At 64.1% G+C, this 19,281-nt stretch carries 14 protein-coding genes and 4 pseudogenes; 6 read left to right on the top strand and 12 right to left on the bottom strand.

Translation table 11 applies throughout. From position 1 onward, the window contains the following. On the top strand, positions 1-250 hold a 250-nt coding region (locus tag WJW29_RS15885), incomplete at its 5' end, for an IS30 family transposase (RefSeq protein ID WP_112994012.1). Between the two features lie 286 nt (positions 251-536). Here the strand turns inward: WJW29_RS15885 and WJW29_RS15880 are convergent. From WJW29_RS15880 to WJW29_RS15865, 4 genes are all read right to left on the bottom strand, one after another. Then, on the bottom strand, positions 537-2,621 hold the full coding sequence (locus tag WJW29_RS15880; protein ID WP_011260667.1) for a S9 family peptidase: 2,085 nt from the start codon (positions 2,619-2,621) through the stop codon (positions 537-539). Between the two features lie 99 nt (positions 2,622-2,720). Further along, complete coding sequence (locus tag WJW29_RS15875) at positions 2,721-4,748, bottom strand: acetyl/propionyl/methylcrotonyl-CoA carboxylase subunit alpha (RefSeq protein ID WP_011260668.1); 2,028 nt, start codon at positions 4,746-4,748, stop codon at positions 2,721-2,723. Between the two features lie 242 nt (positions 4,749-4,990). Beyond that, positions 4,991-6,601 carry a carboxyl transferase domain-containing protein gene (locus WJW29_RS15870; RefSeq protein WP_011260669.1) on the bottom strand — a complete coding sequence of 537 codons (1,611 nt, stop codon included), beginning with the start codon at positions 6,599-6,601 and terminating at the stop codon, positions 4,991-4,993. A gap of 10 nt (positions 6,602-6,611) precedes the next feature. After that, positions 6,612-7,775, bottom strand: a complete 1,164-nt coding sequence (locus tag WJW29_RS15865) for an isovaleryl-CoA dehydrogenase (protein WP_011260670.1) — start codon at positions 7,773-7,775, stop codon at positions 6,612-6,614. A 128-nt stretch (positions 7,776-7,903) separates the two neighbouring features. Here WJW29_RS15865 and WJW29_RS15860 point away from each other — a divergent pair, with 128 nt between their 5' ends. Together WJW29_RS15860 and WJW29_RS15855 are read left to right on the top strand one after the other, a co-directional pair. After that, positions 7,904-8,524 (top strand): TetR/AcrR family transcriptional regulator, encoded by a 621-nt coding sequence (locus tag WJW29_RS15860; protein ID WP_011409694.1) that lies wholly within the window; start codon positions 7,904-7,906, stop codon positions 8,522-8,524. Positions 8,525-8,566: 42 nt separating this feature from the next. Further along, positions 8,567-8,765, top strand: a pseudogene (locus WJW29_RS15855) (RES domain-containing protein); the annotation flags it as partial. An 89-nt stretch (positions 8,766-8,854) separates the two neighbouring features. On the opposite strand, the gene WJW29_RS15850 reads toward WJW29_RS15855, so the two are convergent. The 5 genes and pseudogenes from WJW29_RS15850 to WJW29_RS15830 all read right to left on the bottom strand — a co-directional run. Next, on the bottom strand, positions 8,855-9,043 hold the full coding sequence (locus WJW29_RS15850) for a hypothetical protein (protein ID WP_012443812.1): 189 nt from the start codon (positions 9,041-9,043) through the stop codon (positions 8,855-8,857). A 42-nt stretch (positions 9,044-9,085) separates the two neighbouring features. Then, positions 9,086-9,421 carry a DUF3325 domain-containing protein gene (locus WJW29_RS15845; RefSeq protein ID WP_011260672.1) on the bottom strand — a complete coding sequence of 112 codons (336 nt, stop codon included), beginning with the start codon at positions 9,419-9,421 and terminating at the stop codon, positions 9,086-9,088. Then, a pseudogene (locus WJW29_RS15840) lies at positions 9,418-11,049 on the bottom strand (PepSY-associated TM helix domain-containing protein). Before WJW29_RS15840 ends, WJW29_RS15845 begins: the two are co-directional and overlap by 4 nt. Then, positions 11,046-11,357, bottom strand: coding sequence for a DUF3649 domain-containing protein (locus tag WJW29_RS15835; RefSeq protein WP_075242289.1), 312 nt, complete (start codon positions 11,355-11,357; stop codon positions 11,046-11,048). The pseudogene WJW29_RS15840 and the gene WJW29_RS15835 overlap by 4 nt, the downstream one beginning before the upstream one ends. Before the next feature lie 196 nt (positions 11,358-11,553). Then, positions 11,554-12,184: pseudogene (locus tag WJW29_RS15830) on the bottom strand (DUF4198 domain-containing protein); the annotation flags it as partial. A 291-nt stretch (positions 12,185-12,475) separates the two neighbouring features. On the opposite strand from WJW29_RS15830, the gene WJW29_RS15825 reads away from it, so the two are divergent. Together WJW29_RS15825 and WJW29_RS15820 are read left to right on the top strand one after the other, a co-directional pair. Then, positions 12,476-12,994 (top strand): c-type cytochrome, encoded by a 519-nt coding sequence (locus WJW29_RS15825; protein ID WP_011409699.1) that lies wholly within the window; start codon positions 12,476-12,478, stop codon positions 12,992-12,994. Between the two features lie 271 nt (positions 12,995-13,265). Then, the gene (locus tag WJW29_RS15820) at positions 13,266-14,984 is read left to right on the top strand and encodes an ExeM/NucH family extracellular endonuclease (protein ID WP_011409700.1); all 1,719 of its coding nucleotides are present in this window, start codon (positions 13,266-13,268) and stop codon (positions 14,982-14,984) included. 90 nt (positions 14,985-15,074) lie between these two features. Here the strand turns inward: WJW29_RS15820 and WJW29_RS15815 are convergent, their stop codons facing one another. Continuing rightward, positions 15,075-15,461, bottom strand: a complete 387-nt coding sequence (locus WJW29_RS15815; protein WP_011260679.1) for a MerC family mercury resistance protein — start codon at positions 15,459-15,461, stop codon at positions 15,075-15,077. A 61-nt stretch (positions 15,462-15,522) separates the two neighbouring features. Between WJW29_RS15815 and WJW29_RS15810 the strand changes: the two genes are divergently transcribed. After that, positions 15,523-16,848 (top strand): GTP-binding protein, encoded by a 1,326-nt coding sequence (locus tag WJW29_RS15810; RefSeq protein WP_011260680.1) that lies wholly within the window; start codon positions 15,523-15,525, stop codon positions 16,846-16,848. Positions 16,849-16,962: 114 nt separating this feature from the next. Here the strand turns inward: WJW29_RS15810 and xopR are convergent, their stop codons facing one another. Both xopR and WJW29_RS15800 read right to left on the bottom strand, forming a co-directional pair. Further along, positions 16,963-18,276 carry a type III secretion system effector protein XopR gene (gene xopR / locus WJW29_RS15805; RefSeq protein ID WP_011260681.1) on the bottom strand — a complete coding sequence of 438 codons (1,314 nt, stop codon included), beginning with the start codon at positions 18,274-18,276 and terminating at the stop codon, positions 16,963-16,965. A gap of 98 nt (positions 18,277-18,374) precedes the next feature. Beyond that, positions 18,375-19,250: pseudogene (locus WJW29_RS15800) on the bottom strand (EamA/RhaT family transporter). Positions 19,251-19,281: the final 31 nt, after the last annotated feature.

Raw genomic sequence — 19,281 nt, 5'->3', positions numbered from 1 at the left:
GAACATCGACGTGTGGTTCGCTGATCCACATGCGCCGTGGCAGCGGGGAAGTAACGAGAACACCAACGGCCTGCTGCGCCAATTCCTGCCCAAGGGCGCCGACCTGTCCACTGTCAGCCAAGAGTATCTCAATCACATCGCACTGCTGATGAATACCCGCCCTCGTCAGACGCTCGGATGGAAGACACCAAGCGAGGCAATGGAGGAAGAAATCGCAGCACTCAAATCACGTGTTGCACTTGAATCTTGAGACTGCCCAGTCCGGTGGCGATCGGGATCTCTCCAACGATCTTGGGCAACACTGACGGATCTTCCAGATCTCGCGGCGCATGATCAATGCATGTCGCCGTTTTTCAAGTGTGTGGCTACTGCGCAGACAGCAGTAAAAGCAGCGAGGCGAGCCGGTTACGTTGGCGCCGGATCGGTGGAATACCGGCTTCGGTAGATGAACCGCCACGAGTGCTTCCTAGGCACGGCGTACACATCACAAGCGGCATGACTCGCCGTAACGGCGAGTCATGCCCGGCATGGGTCGCCTACTTCCGAATCGCCTGCGTATGCGTCTTCAAGGCATCGGGCAGGCCGTTGATCTTGTCGGCGCCTTCCGGGGCGGTGATGCTGGAGCCTTCCAGGTCCGCACCGATCGGTTGCACGCGGCCGCCCAGGCATTGGCTCAGGAAGCTTTCGGTCACGGCGTTGAACGCCTTGCTGTTTTCCGGGCGGCGGAAGCCGTGGCCTTCATCGGGAAAGAGCACGTAGGTGACCGGAATGTTTTTGGCCTTCATCGCGTTGACGATCTGGTCGCTCTCAGCCTGTTTGACGCGAGGGTCGTTGGCGCCCTGGCCGATCAACAGCGGTTTGCTGATCTTGTCGACGTGGCTGAGCGGAGAGCGTTCGGTCAGCCACTGCCTGCCGGCCTCAGTGGCGGGGTCGCCCATGCGACGGGTCAGCTGCTTGTAGAAGCTGGCCCAGTACGGCGGGACGGTGCCGAGCAAGGTGTTGAGATTGGCCGGGCCCACGATATCCACGCCGCATTTGAAAGCGTCCGGGGTGAAGGTCATGCCGACGAGGGTGGCATAGCCGCCATAGCTGCCGCCCATGATGGCGACGTCGTCGGGTTGGGTGACGCCCTGCTTGACCGCCCATTGCACCGCGTCGAGCAGGTCGTCATGCATCTTGCCGGCCCATTCGCCGTTGCCGGCGTTGGTGAAGGCCTTGCCGAAGCCGGTGGAACCACGGAAGTTCACCGACAGCACTGCATAGCCGCGGTTGGCAAGCCATTGTTCGTACGGGCCGTAACCGTAGCTGTCGCGCGCCCACGGGCCGCCGTGCACGAACAGCACCAACGGCACCGGCTTGTCGGCCTTGCCGTCGTGGTTGGCGTCGGCTTCGGCGGGCAGGGTGAGGTAGCTGACCAGCTTGAGACCGTCGCGTGCGGTCAGCTCCTGCGGCCACATCGGTACCAGCGGTTTGCCATCCAGTGCGGGCCGTGCGGAGAACAGCTTGGTCAGCTTGCCGCCATTGGCGCGATCGTAGCGGTAGTAGGTCAGCGGCGTTTCGGCAGCGGAATAGCCAACGATCCAGATGCGATCGTCGAGCGTGCGTGCGGCAACGTTGGCGTCGCCGCTGCCGAGCGATTTGAGTTTTTGCAAATCTGCGGCAATGCCGTTATCCAGCGGCTTCCACTCTTCGCGCAGGTAGTCGGTGGACACTGCCTGCACCACGCCGGTCTTGGGGTCGTTCAAGGTGTTGCCGACATCGGCGCGTGGGCTTTCGAACAGCAGCGTGCGTGCGTTGCTGTCGGTGTCGATGGCATACAGCGCTGCGGTATCGCGGTTGCGCGAATCCTGCATGTACAGCGTCTTGCCGTCCTCGGTCAGGCCGTCCGGCGCGGTGTTGGTGACATCCTCGAACGGGATGCGGTCCACGCTCTTCCAGCGTTTGCCATCTGGCACCAGCAATTCTCTGCCGGCATCGTCGGTGGCACGCGTAGCGTAGCGCAGCTGGTAGTCGCCATCGAGCAGGTACGCATCCAGGCGCTCGGTGTTCTTCTGCACCAACGTCCGCGTGCCGGAAGCCAGGTCCACGCGATACAAATCGTGCCACTTGGCATCGCGGTCGTTCATGCCGACCATGATGGATTCGGGATGCTGCGCGCTAACCCGATACACCTCGGCATTGGTCTTATTGAACGGGGTGAGATCCTTGCTGCTGCCGTCAGTCAAATTGACTGAAAACAGGTGGAAATCTTCATCGCCGCCGTTGTCGCGCAGATACAGCAAGGTATTGGGTTGATAGGTCCAAAAGTAATTGCGAATGCCGCGTGCGGTGTCCTTGGTGATCGCACGGGCCTGATCGGGCGCATCCACCGGCGCAACCCACACATTGAGGACGCCCTCCAGCGGCGCCACCCAGCTGAGGTACTTGCCGTCCGGGCTGATGCTGACATTGGCACGCTCGGGGTTGCCGAACAACGCATCGCGGGTGATCAGTTCGGGAGGCGCAGCGGGTGCTGCCGTCGCTGGGGTAGGCGTTGCAGCGTTCTTGGATGCGGGCGCGGTTTTGTCGCTGCAGGCAGATAGCGCGAGCAGCATGCTGGAAACAAGAAGCAGGCGTTGCATGAGACCTCCGGTGGCACTGCGGCCAAGCCGGCCGATGTGCCACGTTAGCGGCAGCCCACGGACAAGCGAACGTGCCGTTGGTCACGCAGCCATGCGTCGCTACGCAGATGCGGACACGAATTCCACCAGCGCTGCACCGTCGGCCACCAGATCGCCTTCGGCCACCAGATACGCCTGGACCGTGCCATCGCTGGGCGCGTGCAGGGTGTGCTCCATCTTCATCGCTTCCAGCACCACCAGCGCCTGCCCGCGGGTGACCGGCTGGCCCACCGTTGCGGCCAGGGAGACGATGCGGCCGGGCATTGGTGCGGTCAGCCCGCCAGCGTCCTGCGCCGGTTGATCAGCTTCCACCAGCGCATCGTGGTAATGGAAGGTTGCCCGCTGCGCGGCGTCGATCAGGGTCAGCAGGCTGCCGTCACGCAACACCTGTACACGCCATTGCCGGCCGTCCATCTCCACACGCAAGCCCGTATCGTGCGGGTGGTAGCGCAAGGTATGCGTCTGGCCTGCGTTGGTGACTTGCCAGCCATCGGCATCGGGTCGTACATCGAGTTGGCGGCGCTCGCCATTTGCTTCCAGAATCACGCGCTGGACTGCACGTGCACCGATACGCCAACCATCGTTTTGCTGCCACGGCGAGTGCGGATCGGCCGGATCAGCCACCGCGGCCGGCAACGTATCTGCGATCAACACCGCCGCCAGGCACCACCATGCGGTGTCCGGGCTGCGCGCCTGTGGAAACAGCACGGCGTGTTCGCGCTCGATCAGCGCGGTGTCCAGGCTCGCCGATGCGAACGCCGCGGTCGCAATCAGGCGCGACAGGAATGCACGGTTGGTGGTGACGCCCACCGCATGGAACTGCGCTAATGCCGCGCGCATGCGCGCCAGCGCTGCGGGGCGATCGGTCTCCCAGACGATTAGCTTGGCAATCATCGGGTCGTAGTAAGGGCTGATGGTGTCGCCTTGCTCCACGCCCGCATCGATGCGGACATGCGCGCTGGCGACAGGCAACTGCAGCTGGCGCAGCGTTCCGGTGGACGGCAGAAAACCGCGCTCGGCATCTTCGGCGTACAGGCGCGCCTCCAGCGCATGCCCGTGAATGCGCAACTCGTGCTGCCGACGCGGCAAGCGTGCGCCAGCGGCAACCTGCAATTGCCATTCGACCAGATCGGTGCCGGTGATCAACTCGGTCACCGGATGCTCCACCTGCAGCCGGGTGTTCATTTCCATGAAATAGAAATCGCCGTCCGGGCCAGCGATGAATTCCACCGTGCCCGCACCGACGTAACCCACCGCTTGCGCCGCATCCACCGCCGCCTTGCCCATCGCCGCGCGCCGCGCCTCGCTCATGCCGGGCGCAGGCGCTTCTTCCAGCACTTTCTGGTGGCGACGCTGCACCGAGCAGTCGCGCTCAAACAGGTGCACCACCTGGCCATGCGTATCGCCGAACACCTGGATTTCGATATGCCGCGGCCGCTCGACATATTTCTCCACCAGCACATGCGCATTGCCAAACGCCGACTGCGCTTCGCGCTGACAGCTAGCCAACGCATCTTCGAAGGCCGCGCTGGCATCCACCCGGCGCATGCCCTTGCCGCCGCCACCGGCACTGGCTTTGATCAGTACCGGGTAGCCGATTGCGTCGGCTTGCGCACGCAAGAATGCCGGCGCCTGCTCATCGCCGTGGTAGCCAGGCGTCAGCGGCACACCGGCACGTTGCATCAGCGCCTTGGCAGCGCTCTTGTCGCCCATCGCGCGAATCGCCGCTGCCGGTGGGCCGATGAAGACGATGCCAGCGTGCGCACAGGCCTCGGCAAATGTGGCGTTTTCCGAGAGAAAGCCATAACCCGGGTGGATCGCCTGCGCACCGGTTGCGCGCGCCGCTTCGAGAATCGCTTCGCCACGCAGATAGCTTTGCTGCGCCGGGGAGGCACCGATGTGGACGGCTTCGTCTGCCAGACGCACATGCCGTGCATTGCGGTCTGCATCCGAATACACCGCCACCGTCGCAATGCCGAGGGTGCGGCAGGTCGCGATCACCCGGCAGGCGATCTCCCCGCGATTGGCGATCAGGATCTTGTCGAAGGGCGCTTGCGTTGCTGCGGCGATAGGGTCGCGCTGGGTCATCGGATCAGTCTCTGCACGTCGCCGTAGCGGCGGGTCGTCCTACGAAGAAAAACGGCTTGTCTGCTTCACACCTACAGCTGGCGCAAGCAGGTTTGTTGCCACACGGCGCTGTGTTGCCTGCAAGCCAGCTGCGCAAACGCCCGCGATTGCTGGCGCATCTACGACAGAACCTCACTGCCAGCCTGCACGGCAGAATCTGCCGCCGCAACGCGCAGGAATGCGCCTGCAACGCACGCACCTACTCACATGCGAAACACGCCGAAACGCGTTGGCTCGATCGGCGCATTCAACGCCGCCGACAACCCCAGGCCCAGCACGCGACGCGTATCGGCCGGATCGATGATGCCGTCGTCCCATAGCCGTGCGCTGGCGTAATACGGATGACCTTGCTGCTCGAACTGCGCGCGGATCGGCGCCTTGAACGCATCTTCTTCTTCGCCCGACCATGCACCGCCGTTGGCTTCGATGCCATCGCGACGCACCGTGGCCAACACGCTGGCCGCTTGCTCGCCACCCATCACGCCGATACGCGCGTTCGGCCACATCCACAGAAAGTTCGGCGAATACGCACGGCCGCACATGCCGTAGTTGCCGGCACCGAACGAGCCACCGATCACCACCGTGAACTTGGGTACCTTGGCGCAGGCCACCGCCATCACTAGTTTGGCGCCGTCCTTGGCGATGCCGCCATGTTCGTATTTGCGCCCGACCATGAAGCCAGTGATGTTCTGCAGGAAAACCAGCGCAATACCGCGTTGCGTGCACAGCTCGATGAAGTGCGCGCCCTTGAGCGCGGACTCCGAGAACAGAATGCCGTTGTTGGCAATGATGCCCACTGGATAGCCATGCAGATGCGCAAACCCGGTGACCAGGGTGCTGCCATAGCGCGGCTTGAACTCGTCCAGACGCGAGTCGTCGACGATGCGCGCGATCACTTCGCGCACATCGAAGGGCTTGCGGGTATCGGCTGGAATTACGCCATACAGTTCGTCGGCCGCATAGCGCGGCGGCCGCGGTGCTTGCAGCGCCAATGAAGCGGCGGGCTTACGCCAGTTGAGCTGCGCAATGATGGCGCGTACGCGCGTCAGCGCTTGCAGATCGTTGTCGGCAAAGTGATCGGCCACGCCGGAAATGCGCGTATGCACCTCGGCGCCGCCGAGTTCTTCTGCGCTGACCTCTTCGCCGGTGGCCGCCTTCACCAACGGCGGGCCGCCCAGAAAGATGGTGCCCTGCTCACGCACGATCACCGTTTCGTCGCTCATCGCTGGCACATACGCACCGCCAGCGGTGCACGACCCCATCACGCAGGCGATCTGCGGGATGCCGTTGGCCGACAAATTGGCTTGGTTGTAGAAGATGCGCCCGAAGTGGTCGCGGTCCGGAAATACGTCGTCCTGTAGCGGTAGGAACGCACCGCCGGAATCGACCAGATAGATACACGGCAACCGATTTTGCTGCGCGATTTCCTGCGCCCGCAAATGCTTCTTCACCGTCATCGGGTAATAGGTGCCGCCCTTGACGGTGGCATCGTTGGCGACGATCACGCATTCCACGCCGGACACACGGCCGATGCCGGCCACGACACCCGCACACGGCACCTGATCGTCATACATGCCATGCGCGGCCAGCGGTGCGATTTCCAATAACGCGCTGCCCCGATCCAGCAAGGCGTCGATGCGCTCGCGCACCAGCAACTTGCCGCGTGCGGTGTGCTTGGCACGTGCCGCCTCGCTGCCACCACGCGCCGTCTGCGCAAGTGTATGGCGCAGGTCGTCGATCACCGCACGCATCGCAGCGGCGTTGTGTTGGAAACTTTCGCTGCTGACCTGTAGCTGGCTATCGATCACGCTCATGGTGACTCCGTCAGGCGGTGCGTTCGAACAACTCGCGGCCGATCAGCATGCGGCGGATTTCCGAGGTGCCCGCGCCAATCTCGTACAGCTTGGCATCGCGCCACAAGCGGCCGGTGGGGTAGTCGTTGATGTAGCCGTTGCCGCCGAGCACCTGGATCGCCTGGCCGGTGAGCCAGGTCGCTTTTTCGGCGGCATACAAAATGGCGCCAGCGGCGTCCTGGCGGGTGGTGCACCCGGCATCGCAGGCGCGCGCTACCGCATACACATACGCACGGCAGGCATTGAGCCCCACGTACATGTCGGCGAGCTTGGCCTGCATCAACTGGAAGTTGCCGATCGGCTCGCCGAACTGCTTACGCTCGTGCACGTAGGGCAGCGCCACATCCATCGCCGCGGCCATTAGCCCGAGCGGGCCGCCCGCCAGCACCACGCGTTCGAAATCCAGCCCGGACATCAGCACGCGCACGCCGCCGTTGAGCGTGCCCAACACGTTCTCTGCAGGCACTTCGCAATCGCTGAAGACCAGTTCGCAAGTGTTAGAGCCGCGCATGCCCAGCTTGTCCAGCTTCTGTGCGGTGGAAAAGCCCGGCATGCCCTTTTCGATGATGAAGGCGGTAATACCGCGCGCGCCCGCGTCGGGGTCGGTCTTGGCGTACACCACCAGTACGTCGGCATCCGGGCCGTTGGTGATCCACATCTTGCTGCCGTTGAGCACGTAGCGGTCGCCGCGCGCATCGGCGCGCAGCTTCATCGACACCACGTCCGAGCCGGAGCCGGCCTCGCTCATCGCCAGTGCGCCTACATGCTCGCCGCTGCATAGTTTGGGCAGGTAGCGCTGTTTCTGTTCGGGGCTGGCGTTCTTGCGCAGTTGATTGAGGCACAGGTTGGAATGCGCGCCGTACGACAGCCCGATCGCACCGCCGGCGCGCGAGATCTCTTCCATCGCCACCACATGCGCCAGGTAGCCCATGCCGCTGCCGCCGTATGCTTCTTCGACGGTCAGGCCGAGCAGGCCCTGCTCGCCGAACAGGCGCCATAACTGCGTGGGAAACACATTATCGTGATCGGCTGCCGCGGCCAGCGGGGCGATATGGTGGTTGGCGAAGGCGGCCACGCTTTCGCGCAGCAGATCGATCTCTTCGCCAAGCTCGAAGTTCAGGGACGGCACATGCATGCGACAACTCCACAGGGATCGGAATGTGCCGGGTGGGAGCGGGCGGGCCGCGCGGCGGATAGGACCAGACTAGCGGTCCGCAACAAAAAAGTGAACTAAAATTCAACTATTGAACCCAGAATCACACCATGGCCTATCGACGCTCCGCACTGATGGAAGAACGCCTGGCCGGCAACCGCGAACGCATCCTGCACGCGGCCCGCATCCTGATCGCCGAAGGCGGCTACCGCAACGCACAGGTGACTGCGTTGGCAGCCGCTGCGGGCGTTTCGACCGGGCAGATTTATCGGCATTTCCCATCAAAAGCGGAGCTTTTCGTGGAAGTTCTCAACGAGGCCGTACAGCGTGAGACAACCATCCTGCGTGCTATCGCCGCCACTCAGGCCAGCGCTGCCGGGCGTTTGCGCAGCGCGATCGCCACCTTCGTACGGCGCGCCCTGGCTGGCCCAGCGCTGGCCTACGCCTTTATCGCCGAGCCGGTAGAGAGCGAGGTGGACGCCGCGCGTATCCGTGGCCGGCGCCTGTTCGGGGAGGTTTTTCGCCAGCTGCTTGCGGAAGGTGTGGCGGCTGGGGAGTTCCCGCAGCAGTCGCTGGATGCCGCCGCGGCCTGCATCGTCGGCGCGTTTACCGAAGCCTTGGTCGGGCCGATCGCCCCCAGCCGTGGCGATCCGCAGCAGGGCGAGCAGCTGGTCGAAGCGATCTGCGGCTTCTGCCTGCGCGCGGTGGGCGCAATGCAACCGACCAGCTGACAATGCACTGCCTGCGCGCAGTGCTGTGCCACTCAGCTGCTTCTGAGTTGGGTGCTCGGCGACCTGCTGCGGAAAGCGGACATTCCCGGCGCGATCTTCCCGAGCATGGCGCATCCTGAAGGCATCAACGTGGTGCTGTTTCTGGACATGCTGCATGTCCGAGCGCGTGCTGCAGGTGCTCGACGATGGCCGTCTTCCCAGAGATGGCCGCAGCTGGGGCGATCCGCCGACAGTGGTATAGCTTGCTACGCGCCGACGAGTGCGCACCATGGGCGCGCATCACGCGATATAGGTATCGCAAACGTCACGGCACGTGCTTGCGGCGAACACTCAATGCGCAGCGAAGAGGATCTCAACGCCAGCACTGCACGAGACGCAGGTCGCCATCCAGAACACGATTGACAGCAACCGGCGCATGCGTGGATTGATGGCCAATGTCATCGCATCTCGCATTCGCTGCGCAATCCTGTCGGCCAGTTCTTCGTGCTCTTCATCCTGAGCGTCGCCTCCGGTAGACATGCAAACGCACGCAGTGAACCGTCGATTGGCCGCTACTAACTTTCAACCAGTCAGCACCTGCACCACACCCGCCAGCACCGGCGCGGCCAACGCAGCCGGCGCGATCGCGCCACGTCGATACGGCAACAGCCACAGCGACAGCAGCGCTGCAGCTGCTGTCAACGTGCCCAGCCACAGCACCGGTCCGATGCCCCAGCCCTGCGCCTGCACCGCCAGGCCGAACGTCAGCACTAGCAAGAACCAACCCAGCACACGCAGTTGCCGTGAGCGTGCAGCACCCGACACGCGGCCGTGCAACGCTTGCCGATGCGTGTCCATCGCCAGGCACAGCGCAGCGAAGCCGGAAAAATTCAGCGCCAGCAATAGCAGCACGCTCACGCGCTTTCCTGGAGCGGCGCTGTGTGCTGCACCGGCGTTGTGGCAGCAGCACGCGCGCGCCGCGCCGACGCAGGCTGCGGTGCCTTCCAACGCTGCAAGCGAAAGCCGGCAATGCCCAGGCAGATACAAAGAAACAGGCACACCAGATCGACGCCGGCCAGCGACCATTGCCCGGTCGGCAGCGTCACGCCCAGATGCACATCGGTGGTGATCGCATTGAGCACCGGCACCAATGCGAACAACGCCGCGCCCAAATACAACTGCCAGCTGCACATCGCACGCCGCGGCCATACCAATGCCGCCAGCAACGCGGCGGCCCACGCAGCGAAAACAGATTGGCATCCATCTGTGCACGCGCTTCCAGACTCACTGGCAACACGCGGTTGCCCAGAAGAAACTGGCGAAGGCGATCGGCAAGCCGGCCACTGTGCCGATATTGAGTGCGTCCACCAGGCGCAGGCCGAAGCCGATGCGTCCGGCCTTCAACTGCTTGGGGCGCTCTTTCACTGCCCACATCACCACACCGCTGGCCACCATCAGGCAACCCAGCAAGCCAGAGCCGAAGAACAATGCGCGCAGCCATGCACCGACGAAGTGGGCCAGATGCAGTCCTACCATCACACCGCGCGTCTGGCTGGCACCGCCCGGCGGCCCGCTGCGCTGCAAGCGCTCGCCATTGACGGCATCGAACAGGATCGACGGCGCATCGGTGGAGAGGTGTTCGGCCAGTTGGGTTGCGCCCACGGCGGCATGCGCATCGTTGGGGAACGACACCGCCACGCTGCCCACATCGCCACCGCGCCAGTCGCTGCGCGCACGTGCCACGAACTGCTCCAGCGGCAGCATGTGCGCCGGCACGTCGGCCGCCTTACGCGTATCGGCCACCCGATTGGCCGCCTCGCCATAGAAGCGCATGTCATCGCCTGCATGGCGCGCCTTGATGCCCCACGGCAGGTACATGAACATCAAGGTCACGACGCCGTTGTCAGTCATCATCGCGTTGTACGGCAATGCGTTCACAGCGCTGACGTTGTGGAAATCCAACCACGACCGCAGCCCCTTGCCCGGGCGGAAGGTAAAGAAGTCCTTGAAGATTTTCTTGTGCGTGATCACTCTGCTGATGATCGCCACCTGCTGATGATCGCCACCAGCATGAACATCGCGCAGAACCCCACGATATAGCGCGCCCACACGACCGGCACATAGTGCAGGTCGAAATGCAGCCGGTAGAAGAATTCGCCGCCCAGCGTGTCGCGTGCGGCGATGTCCTTGCTGGTGGCCGGGTCGATGATGGCGTTGCCGTACATCTGCCGGCGCCCGGCCGGTTTGCCGTCGGCGCGTGTGGGGTTCTGCCAGTACATGCTCACCACCGGAGTACGCGGATCCGGCAAGGTGATGTTCCAACGCACGGCATCGGCTGCGTGCGTCTGCAGATACTGCTCGGCGCTGCCCAGCGCAGTGGTGGTGCTCACCGTGGTGGTGGGCAATTCCGGTCGCATCCAACGGCTGATTTCGTCGCGGTAATAACTGGCCGTGTCGCCCATGAAGATCAGCAGCAAGACCCAGCCGACCAGCAGCCCGGTCCAGGTGTGCAGCCACGCCATCGATTGGCGAAAACCTTGCTTCATGTTGCGCTGCGTTGCAGCCACGTCGCCAGCGCGCACATCAGCGCCGCCGGTACTGCAATGCCGGCCCACGCACGCCACACGCTGGCAGTGGCGAACGCCCACAGCGGCGCGCACGCGTACACCACGATGCCGACCAGCATGCTGGTCAACACCGCTTCACTGCGTGGCGTCGGCAATACCAGCGCCAGCAACGGATTGGTGGCGCTGGCGAGCGCATGGCCGCCGAAGATCGCCGCCAGCGTGCGCGCAAGCACCACGAGCCAGGGGCGCTTGAACCAGGGCTGCGGCAAGGACGATGCGCTGGACATCAAGCCCCCTGCGCGCGCGGATCAGTTGGAGCAGGCGACATGCCGCAGCGCGCAGTTGCCAAGCCGGCGTGGTTAGCACACGCAATCGGCGCGCGCGCGTGACGCCGGAAGCGCCACTGACGGTTCGCTCCTGCCGCGATTTGGCAACGGCCACGCCCGGTCGATGATTGCGCGGGAGCAATATCGACCACGCTTGTTTGGCCAGGAACGTCAGCGTGCTGATGTGATGCACCATCGACACCTGCTTGCCGGCGATCTCGCGGCTCACCGGTTCCTTGTTGGTGGCGACCAGGATGTGGCGGCCGGCGCGCAGCTTGGGCAGGGTCACCTGGCCCTTGGCATCGGAGGTCGGCGTCTTCTGCCACTTCTGCGGGTCGATCACCGTCACTTCCACCTTGGGCAGCGGTTTGTTGCGATAAAGCACCGTCAGCGTGCTGCGACTCGCAGCGGTGGGGACCAGTTCGAAATCGCGCTTTGCCGCTAGCGTGGCGTGGCCGGCGCGTGCGTAGTAGCTCACCGTCTCGAAACCGCCGGCTTCGCCCTTCCATGGCTCGAACACGCTGTCGTCGCTCAACCAATCATCCCCGCTTACGGCCAACGGCGCGGTCAGGAACTCAGTTCCGCACTGCAGTGGACCGGCCTTGCCGGCAGTGCCGAACACGTTCGGCTTGACCACGCGCTTGATCTTGCTCTTCGCCGTGGTCCAGCGCTTCCTGCGCCGCTTCGCCGAAGAAGATGCGTACAGGGCCGCTGCTCTCGCGCTTGATCCAGATTTCATGGGCCTGGGCGGACAAACTGATCCTGGCCAAGGCCAGGCAGGACAACAGAGAAGGATTTCATCGCGGCGACTCCTCGGGCGGGCCTGGCGAACCAAAACCGCGCCACTGTGGTTGTTGGGAATGATGCGCAATACCATCAACGGAGACCAATGGGTGAATGCGGCGCTGCGGCAATTCTCCAACCGACGCGATCATGCGTGCCGATAGAAGCATCAGCGCACCGGGGGCGCAGCGCACATCGCTGCGAAAACTGTCATGCAGGCTGGTCAGACTGGCCTGAGCTGTGCTCTATACTCCGGCGTTAGCAGAGGTCTTCGACCAACAGCCAGGGGTGAGCGCGTGCGGAATTACGACCTCGAGTTCCTGAAAAAATTCTCGATGGTGATCGGTTTACTCGTGGTGATCACCCTGGGCCTAATCGCTCTGGCAGCTTATTTGCAACGCGCTGTTCCCGACGAAGTCTCGCCTACTGCCGCCAAGCGCGTGCAGCAACGCATTGCGCCTGCCGGTGCGGTCTATGCCGGCGCCACTGGCGCCTCCGCCCAGGCCGCGGCCCAGGCCGCAGCGCTGGCCAAGGCCGCTTCGCAGTCCGCGTACGGCGGCACAACCGACGGCAAGACCATCTTTAACAACCTGTGCACCGCCTGCCACACCACGGGTGTAGGCAAGGCGCCGACGCTCGACCACTCGCATTGGGATGCACGCATCGCCCAGGGCAAGGACACCTTGTACAAGCACGCGATCGAGGGCTATGCCGGGCCGGATGGCGGCATCATGCCCCCCAAGGGCGGCAACCCGGGGCTGACCGAAGAGCAGGTGCGTGCCACCGTCGATTGGATGCTGGGGAATCTGAAGTAAGGTCCTGGCAAGTCTTTTGGGGGGCGGGGGTGTTACGACTGACGCGGCGCATCGCGTGCCTTGTCATCTTGCTTGAGTGCGTCGCGTGCAGCGCGTGGCGCGGGCACGAACAGCATGGCACCAACGCAATACATTGGCCGTATCCCACGTTGTGGCGGGCGCGCCTGGCCGTCATTTACCGTGGTTTGCTAGCCTGCCTCAGCGCTTTCGGTTACCACGCGCCGCCTTTCGGGCGGCGTTTGCGTTTGATCCACTTCTTTGGAGTCGTTCGATGTCGCGTCGCCCGCTGGTTGTGTTCGGTTTGGTTGGTCTGTTGGCTCCGTTGCTCTGCAGCGCCGCCGCCGGTGCAGCGCAACCACTCTCGATTGCAGATGTGCAAGGGGAAGACAGCCGCAGCCCGTACGATGGCCGCGTGGTGGAGGTGGAAGGCATCATCATCGCCGACACGCGCGTGGGCTTGGCCGGCCTGTTCGTGCAGCAACCTGGTTTCGAACCGCGGCGCTCGCATGGTCTGTTCGTCACCGGTGCCGGCAATGCCGAGCTGGCCGTCGGCGACCGCGTGCGTATCGTCGGCACCGTGCGCGAAGTCTCGGCAGGCGGCGAGGCGAGCTTGACCACGGTGGACACCAGCAGCATCGAGCGGCTCGCCAGTGGACAGCCGGTGCCGGTGCGCATGCTCAGCGGCCCGCCGGCCAATTGGGAAGCGCTCGAAGGCGAGCACGTGCGCATCGCCGCGCTCACGCTCAACGGCAGCGACCACCTGGACACGTATGGCCAATTGGTTGCCGCGTTCGGCGGACGCCTGTGGCAGCCAAGCGAAGTGGCTGCAGGCGGCACGCCGGCATTCGCGCAAGTGGAGGCCGATAATGCGCGCCGTCGCGTGCTGCTGGACGATGCGCGCAACGGCCGCAGCCCCAAGACGGTGTCGTATCTGCCGGCCGATCCGGTGCTGCGCAGCGGCAGCCTTCTCAAATCGGTGGATGGCATCGTCGATCAACGCTACGACGGCAACTACCGTCTCCAGGTGCTGAGCCCGCTGACCTTGCCGGCGATGCCCACTGCCGTTGCGCCGCAGGTGGGTGGCGATCTGCGCATCGCTTCATTCAAGCTGGAGAATTTCTTCAACGGCAATGGCCGCGGCGGTGGCTTCCCGACCAAACGCGGCGCACGCACGCACGAACAGTTCCAGGCGCAGCTGGCCAAGCTGGTCGCCACCATTGTGCCGTTGGGCGCCGATGTGGCCGCACTGATGGAACTGGAAAACGATGGCAACGCTGCCGATGCGGCGGTTGCGCAGCTGGTGGCCGCGCTCAACGCTGCAGGCAAGGACAAGGATTGGCACTTCATCGATAGCGGTAGCGGCCCGGGCGCGGACGCGATCCGGGTTGGCATTGTGTACCGCAGTTCGCAGGTCACCCCGGTCGGCAAGCCGGCCACGCTGACCGGCGGGCCGTTCGACAATCACAGCCGCGTGCCGCTGGCGCAGGCCTTCCTTAGTACGCGTGGGGCCACCTTCGTGGTGGTTGCCAATCACTTCAAGTCCAAGGGCTGCGGTAACGCCAGCGGTGCCGATGCCGATCAGCAAGACGGCCAGGCCTGCTGGAACGCCACCCGTACCGAATCGGCCAAGGGGTTGCACGAATGGCTACAGACCGACCCCACCGGCGCGCAGACCAAGCGCGCCGTGCTGGTGGGCGACTTCAATGCCTATGCAATGGAAATGCCGATGCGCAGCCTGCGCGCCAGCGGCTGGCAAGACGCGTTTGCGGTGGCCGGGGTGAAGCAGCCTTACAGCTTCGTTTACGACGGCATGAGCGGGCGGCAGGATCACGCGTTGCTCAGCCCGGCAATGGCCAAGCAACTGCGTGGCGCGGTCGAATGGCATATCAATGCCGATGTCATGGACGCCGCCGGCTATGCCAAGCGCAACCTGCCCGGGCCATGGCGCAGTTCCGATCACGACCCGGTGTTGCTGGGCTTCTCGCTGTAGCCCCCATCGGTCATCACCTGCGCGCGCGTCGCAACCTGCCCGCGCAAGCCGCTGCGGCAAAGGCCACTGTAGCGGTCATTGACCCTGCCGTCAGCGCGCGCACCCTCCGTGTCGGCGACGCAGGCGCAGATTGAGCAGATGCGTGCTGGCCAGCAGCAGGCTGCCGGTGACCGTGATCGGTGTTTCCAGCGCGTCGCCGACCAGGCCGCTCGCACCCAGTACCAACCCGGTTAACCCACAGAGCGCCAGCAAACAGACCGATGTCGGCAGCGCGTGCCGGCGGTGCGTACTCCATAGCGCGTAGCTGCTCAGCGGCACAGCTGCCATGGCGAACACCACATGTACCCACTCGGCCCGGCTCCAGGCACCGAGTAGAGGCAGCGTGGCCGCCAGCAGCGGCAGGGCAAGGCAATGCAACAGGCATAACCCGGACAAGGCGATGGCCGAGCTATCCAGCAAGGAGGCGGTGGCGCGCATGTGAGCTGTCCTGTCGAATAATTGTTATATAGTAACACCTTACTTCAGCCAGGCTCTCAGGATGTCCCTGTCCCCCAAGCGCGATTCACGCCTCCCCGTCACCGTGTTGTCCGGCTTTCTGGGCGCGGGCAAGACCACCTTGCTCAATCGCATCCTGCATAACCGCGACGGTCTGCGTGTGGCGGTGATCGTCAACGACATGAGCGAGGTCAACATCGACGCGCAGCTGGTACGCGAGGGCGGCGCGGCGCTGCGGCGCACCGAAGAGACGCTGGTGGAATTCAGTAACGGCTGCATCTGCTGCACGCTGCGCGACGATCTGCTGCAGGAAGTGCGGCGGCTGGCCGAGCAGGGTCGCTACGACTATCTGCTGATCGAATCGACCGGTATCGCCGAGCCGATGCCGGTCGCCGCCACCTTCGCCGTGCGCGATGCCGACGGTTTCAGCCTGTCGGACATTGCCCGGCTCGACACCATGGTGACGGTGGTGGACGGCAGCCGTTTTCTGCAGGACTTCGGCTCGGCCGCCACGCTGGCCGAGCTCGGCCAGCAAGCCGGCCCGGACGACACGCGCGGGCTGGTGCAGTTGCTTGGCGAACAGGTGGAATTTGCCGATGTGCTGGTGATCAGCAAATGCGACCGCATCGATGCGCAGCAGCTGCAGCGCCTGCGCGCGGTGCTGCGTGCGCTCAACCGCGAGGCGGCGATTGTGGATGCGGCGCATGGCGAGGTGCCGCTGCAGCAGTTGCTCGACACCGGGCGTTTCGATTTCACCCGTGCGCAGCTGGCGCCGGGCTGGATGCAGGAACTGCGCGGCCAGCACACGCCGGAAACCGAGGAATACGGCATCAGCAGCTTCGTGTACCGCGCACGTCGGCCATTTCATCCGCAGCGCTTCGCGCACATGGTGCAGAGCGGCCTGCCGCAGGTGATTCGCAGCAAGGGGTTCTTCTGGTTGGCCAGTCGCATGGATTGGGTGGGCGAACTGTCCAGCGTGGGCGGCGCCACCCAGACCAATGCAGCCGGTTTCTGGTTCGCTGCGCGCCACCGCGTGGATGCGCAATCGATCGGCCAGCCGCTGCAGACCAGTATGACGCCCTTGCCCTACACCGACCTCGGCTGGCAGCGGCAACAGACGCACTGCTGGACCGCGCCGCTGCCGCAACCCCATGAGGTGGGCGATGCCAACGAATACGCCGCGATGCAGCGGCTGTGGCATCCGCTCTGGGGCGACCGCCGCCAGGAACTGGCAGTGATCGGCGTGGAGATGGACGCATCGCGCACGCGCGCTGCGCTGGATGCCTGCCTGCTCAGCGATCAGGAACTGCGTCAGGGGCCGGCGCAATGGCAGCTGCTGGACGACCCGTTTCCGCATTGGGCGCGTTGATGGTGGCTGTGCTACCAAGCGTGCGCAGTCCCTTGGCCCATGCTGCATCACGCACGCGGGCCGGGGGCTGCGATGCGCGTGCAGTGCCACTGCTCCTGGCCGTCAGGATTTTCATTATCGGTAACCGTTCTCCATTGAGTCTCCGTGCCTGTCTAGCTGCTCCTGAGCAGCATCCTCCCGCTCTCGCGGTGTACTAGGGTCGCTGTCGCTCAGCTGTGGTGCGCCCAGCAGTGCGAGCTGATCATTGATGTCATCGATCATCTGCCGCAACGCCAGCCAGTTTTGGTAACCCTCCATCATGCGTTTCAGACGTTTGATCTTCCTGTAATCGGCCCCGCTGGCCTCCAGCGGCTCAATGCGACGCTGCGCCCTTGCGTAATCCCTGCCGATCAAGCCCATGTCGAGTTCTTTGCCTTCGACAGCCAAGAATGCGCGCCTATTGGTCTCAATCACCTTGTGTTGGACAACACTCACACGACTGGTCGTTGTCTTCGGCGGGTGGATATTTTCCATAGGGGCAAGCCCTGTGAGCATACTGTCGAGCTGAATGTCACGGATTTCATTGCGTTGGTCGATGAGTACCTGACGCGTTCTGAGTAACTCCCGCTCCTCTTCTGTAGGCGTAGGGTCTTCACGGGTATCGATCTGATATTTCCTCTGGTTATACGGGACCAATTGCGCATTCAGCCTGCCCAATAGCGTCTGCCGCTTGCCTTGAGTCGGCGAGGACGACGTCGGCGACACGCTTAGTGACGCCGGCAATGGGGGCGACTCTGGGAGGCGCGGCTGCCTCACTCGGTCAGTCACGATGCGGTCCGGCGCCTGCTGTCGCCAGTGACTGCTGCCGTTTTGTTCGTATTCGCGAACCGGCACGCGCCCTGCAGCGCGGGTAGGTTCCATTTGCCGCGGCGCCTGGGTGGTTGCATTGCGTCGATGGGGAGATTGTTGCTGTTGCCATCTGTCTTCGTTGCGGCTTGGCCGCACCTGCACGGGCTCTCTAGTACGTGCAGGCGCCACCGGTGCCTGATGCCGTGGTGGGGGGCGCAGCGGATTCAGGTAGAAGGGTTTGCCCATGGCATCCGGCGCTGGCGCGTCGAGGCCGGCTTGCGCCATCTGCGGTCGCGGCGGACTCTGCACGGAGGCGTGGGGTGTGGATGCCTTACCCGGGGTCTGGGTTGCTTCGGTGGTCGGTGAACCCAGGCACATCATAGGCAGTCGCTTGCGCAGGCTAGCTAGCGACTTGCGCGCTGACGCGAGCATTGCGCGGGGCGACCTGGAGGTATTGTTCACCGCATCAGTCCTGGGAGCTTGATGCAGCACGTGGGATGAACATGACTCCGGAGTGGCTGCTGGCACATCGGCAGCAGCTGAGCTGGCTTGTTCTGCAGCGCCGCGATAATAGCTGCGCGGAAGAAAATTCGTGCGCATCACTTACTCCTTTCGGACTGTCCATCCATCGTAGCGATCCCATTGCGGTGCCGAAGACGGGTGGCGAACCGGCGTCGCGCAGTCCGAAAGCGCGAGCGTCAAGCCAGACGCATCCCCCATGCGATCGCAGCGATCGCGGGGGCCGCCAGTGCCAGCCCCAACCAGCCGCGCAGACCCAGGCGTTCGGCAACTCCCAGCCTGCCGACCAGGGCACCCACTACGACCACGCCCAGATTCATGCTGGCAAACACGATCGCCGGGCTGTGCGGCAGTCGCTGGTGTGCGCGCACGTAAGAGAGGATGTTGCCGAAATTGAGCGCACCCAACAGCACGCCGGCAAGGATGCTGCGGATGTTCAGCCTTGCGCCACGTGCCGCCCGCATGCTCTGCACGCCAAGCATCAGCAGGAAGGCCAGCGCGAAACACAACGTCAACGATGTCAGCGATGGTGTCCCGGCCTGCGCAATGTGCTTGAGCAGCAAGTCAATGAGCGCAAAACCGCTCCATACGCCAACCAGCCAGGGCCGGCCAATTGTCACCGGTGTCGGATCTGCGGCGTCTTGGTGACGCGGTCGTCGCACGATACACACGATTGCCAACAGGCCCAGTGCCAGACCCGTCAGCTTCCAGCCATCGACCGGTTCGCCGAAGACGGTGAAGGCGGCGGCGAGCGAGAGCACCAACGACAAGCGCTGCGCAATATCGGGACGCACAATGCCCGCGACCGCGACCGACCGCGCCATCACCAGGAAGATGGAGGGCAATGCGACGGCCAACAGCAGCAGCGCCAACCACGGCGTGGTCGTAGCACGTAGCGTGTCCAACGCAGGGTGCAGCGTCAGCCACGCCAGCAGTGCGGCGGTGGCCTAGTTCCAGGTAATGGCCTGAAACACGTCGATCTGGCGGCGCGGCGCAAGCTTCAACAGCACCGACACCAGGACACTGCAGACAACGGCAAACAGCAGCAAATGCATGGGCAACGCAACGAAATGTGCAGGCAGGGCG

The organism is Xanthomonas sp. JL1 (assembly GCF_038405005.1).
This window is presented reverse-complemented; position numbering and strand designations above follow the sequence as displayed.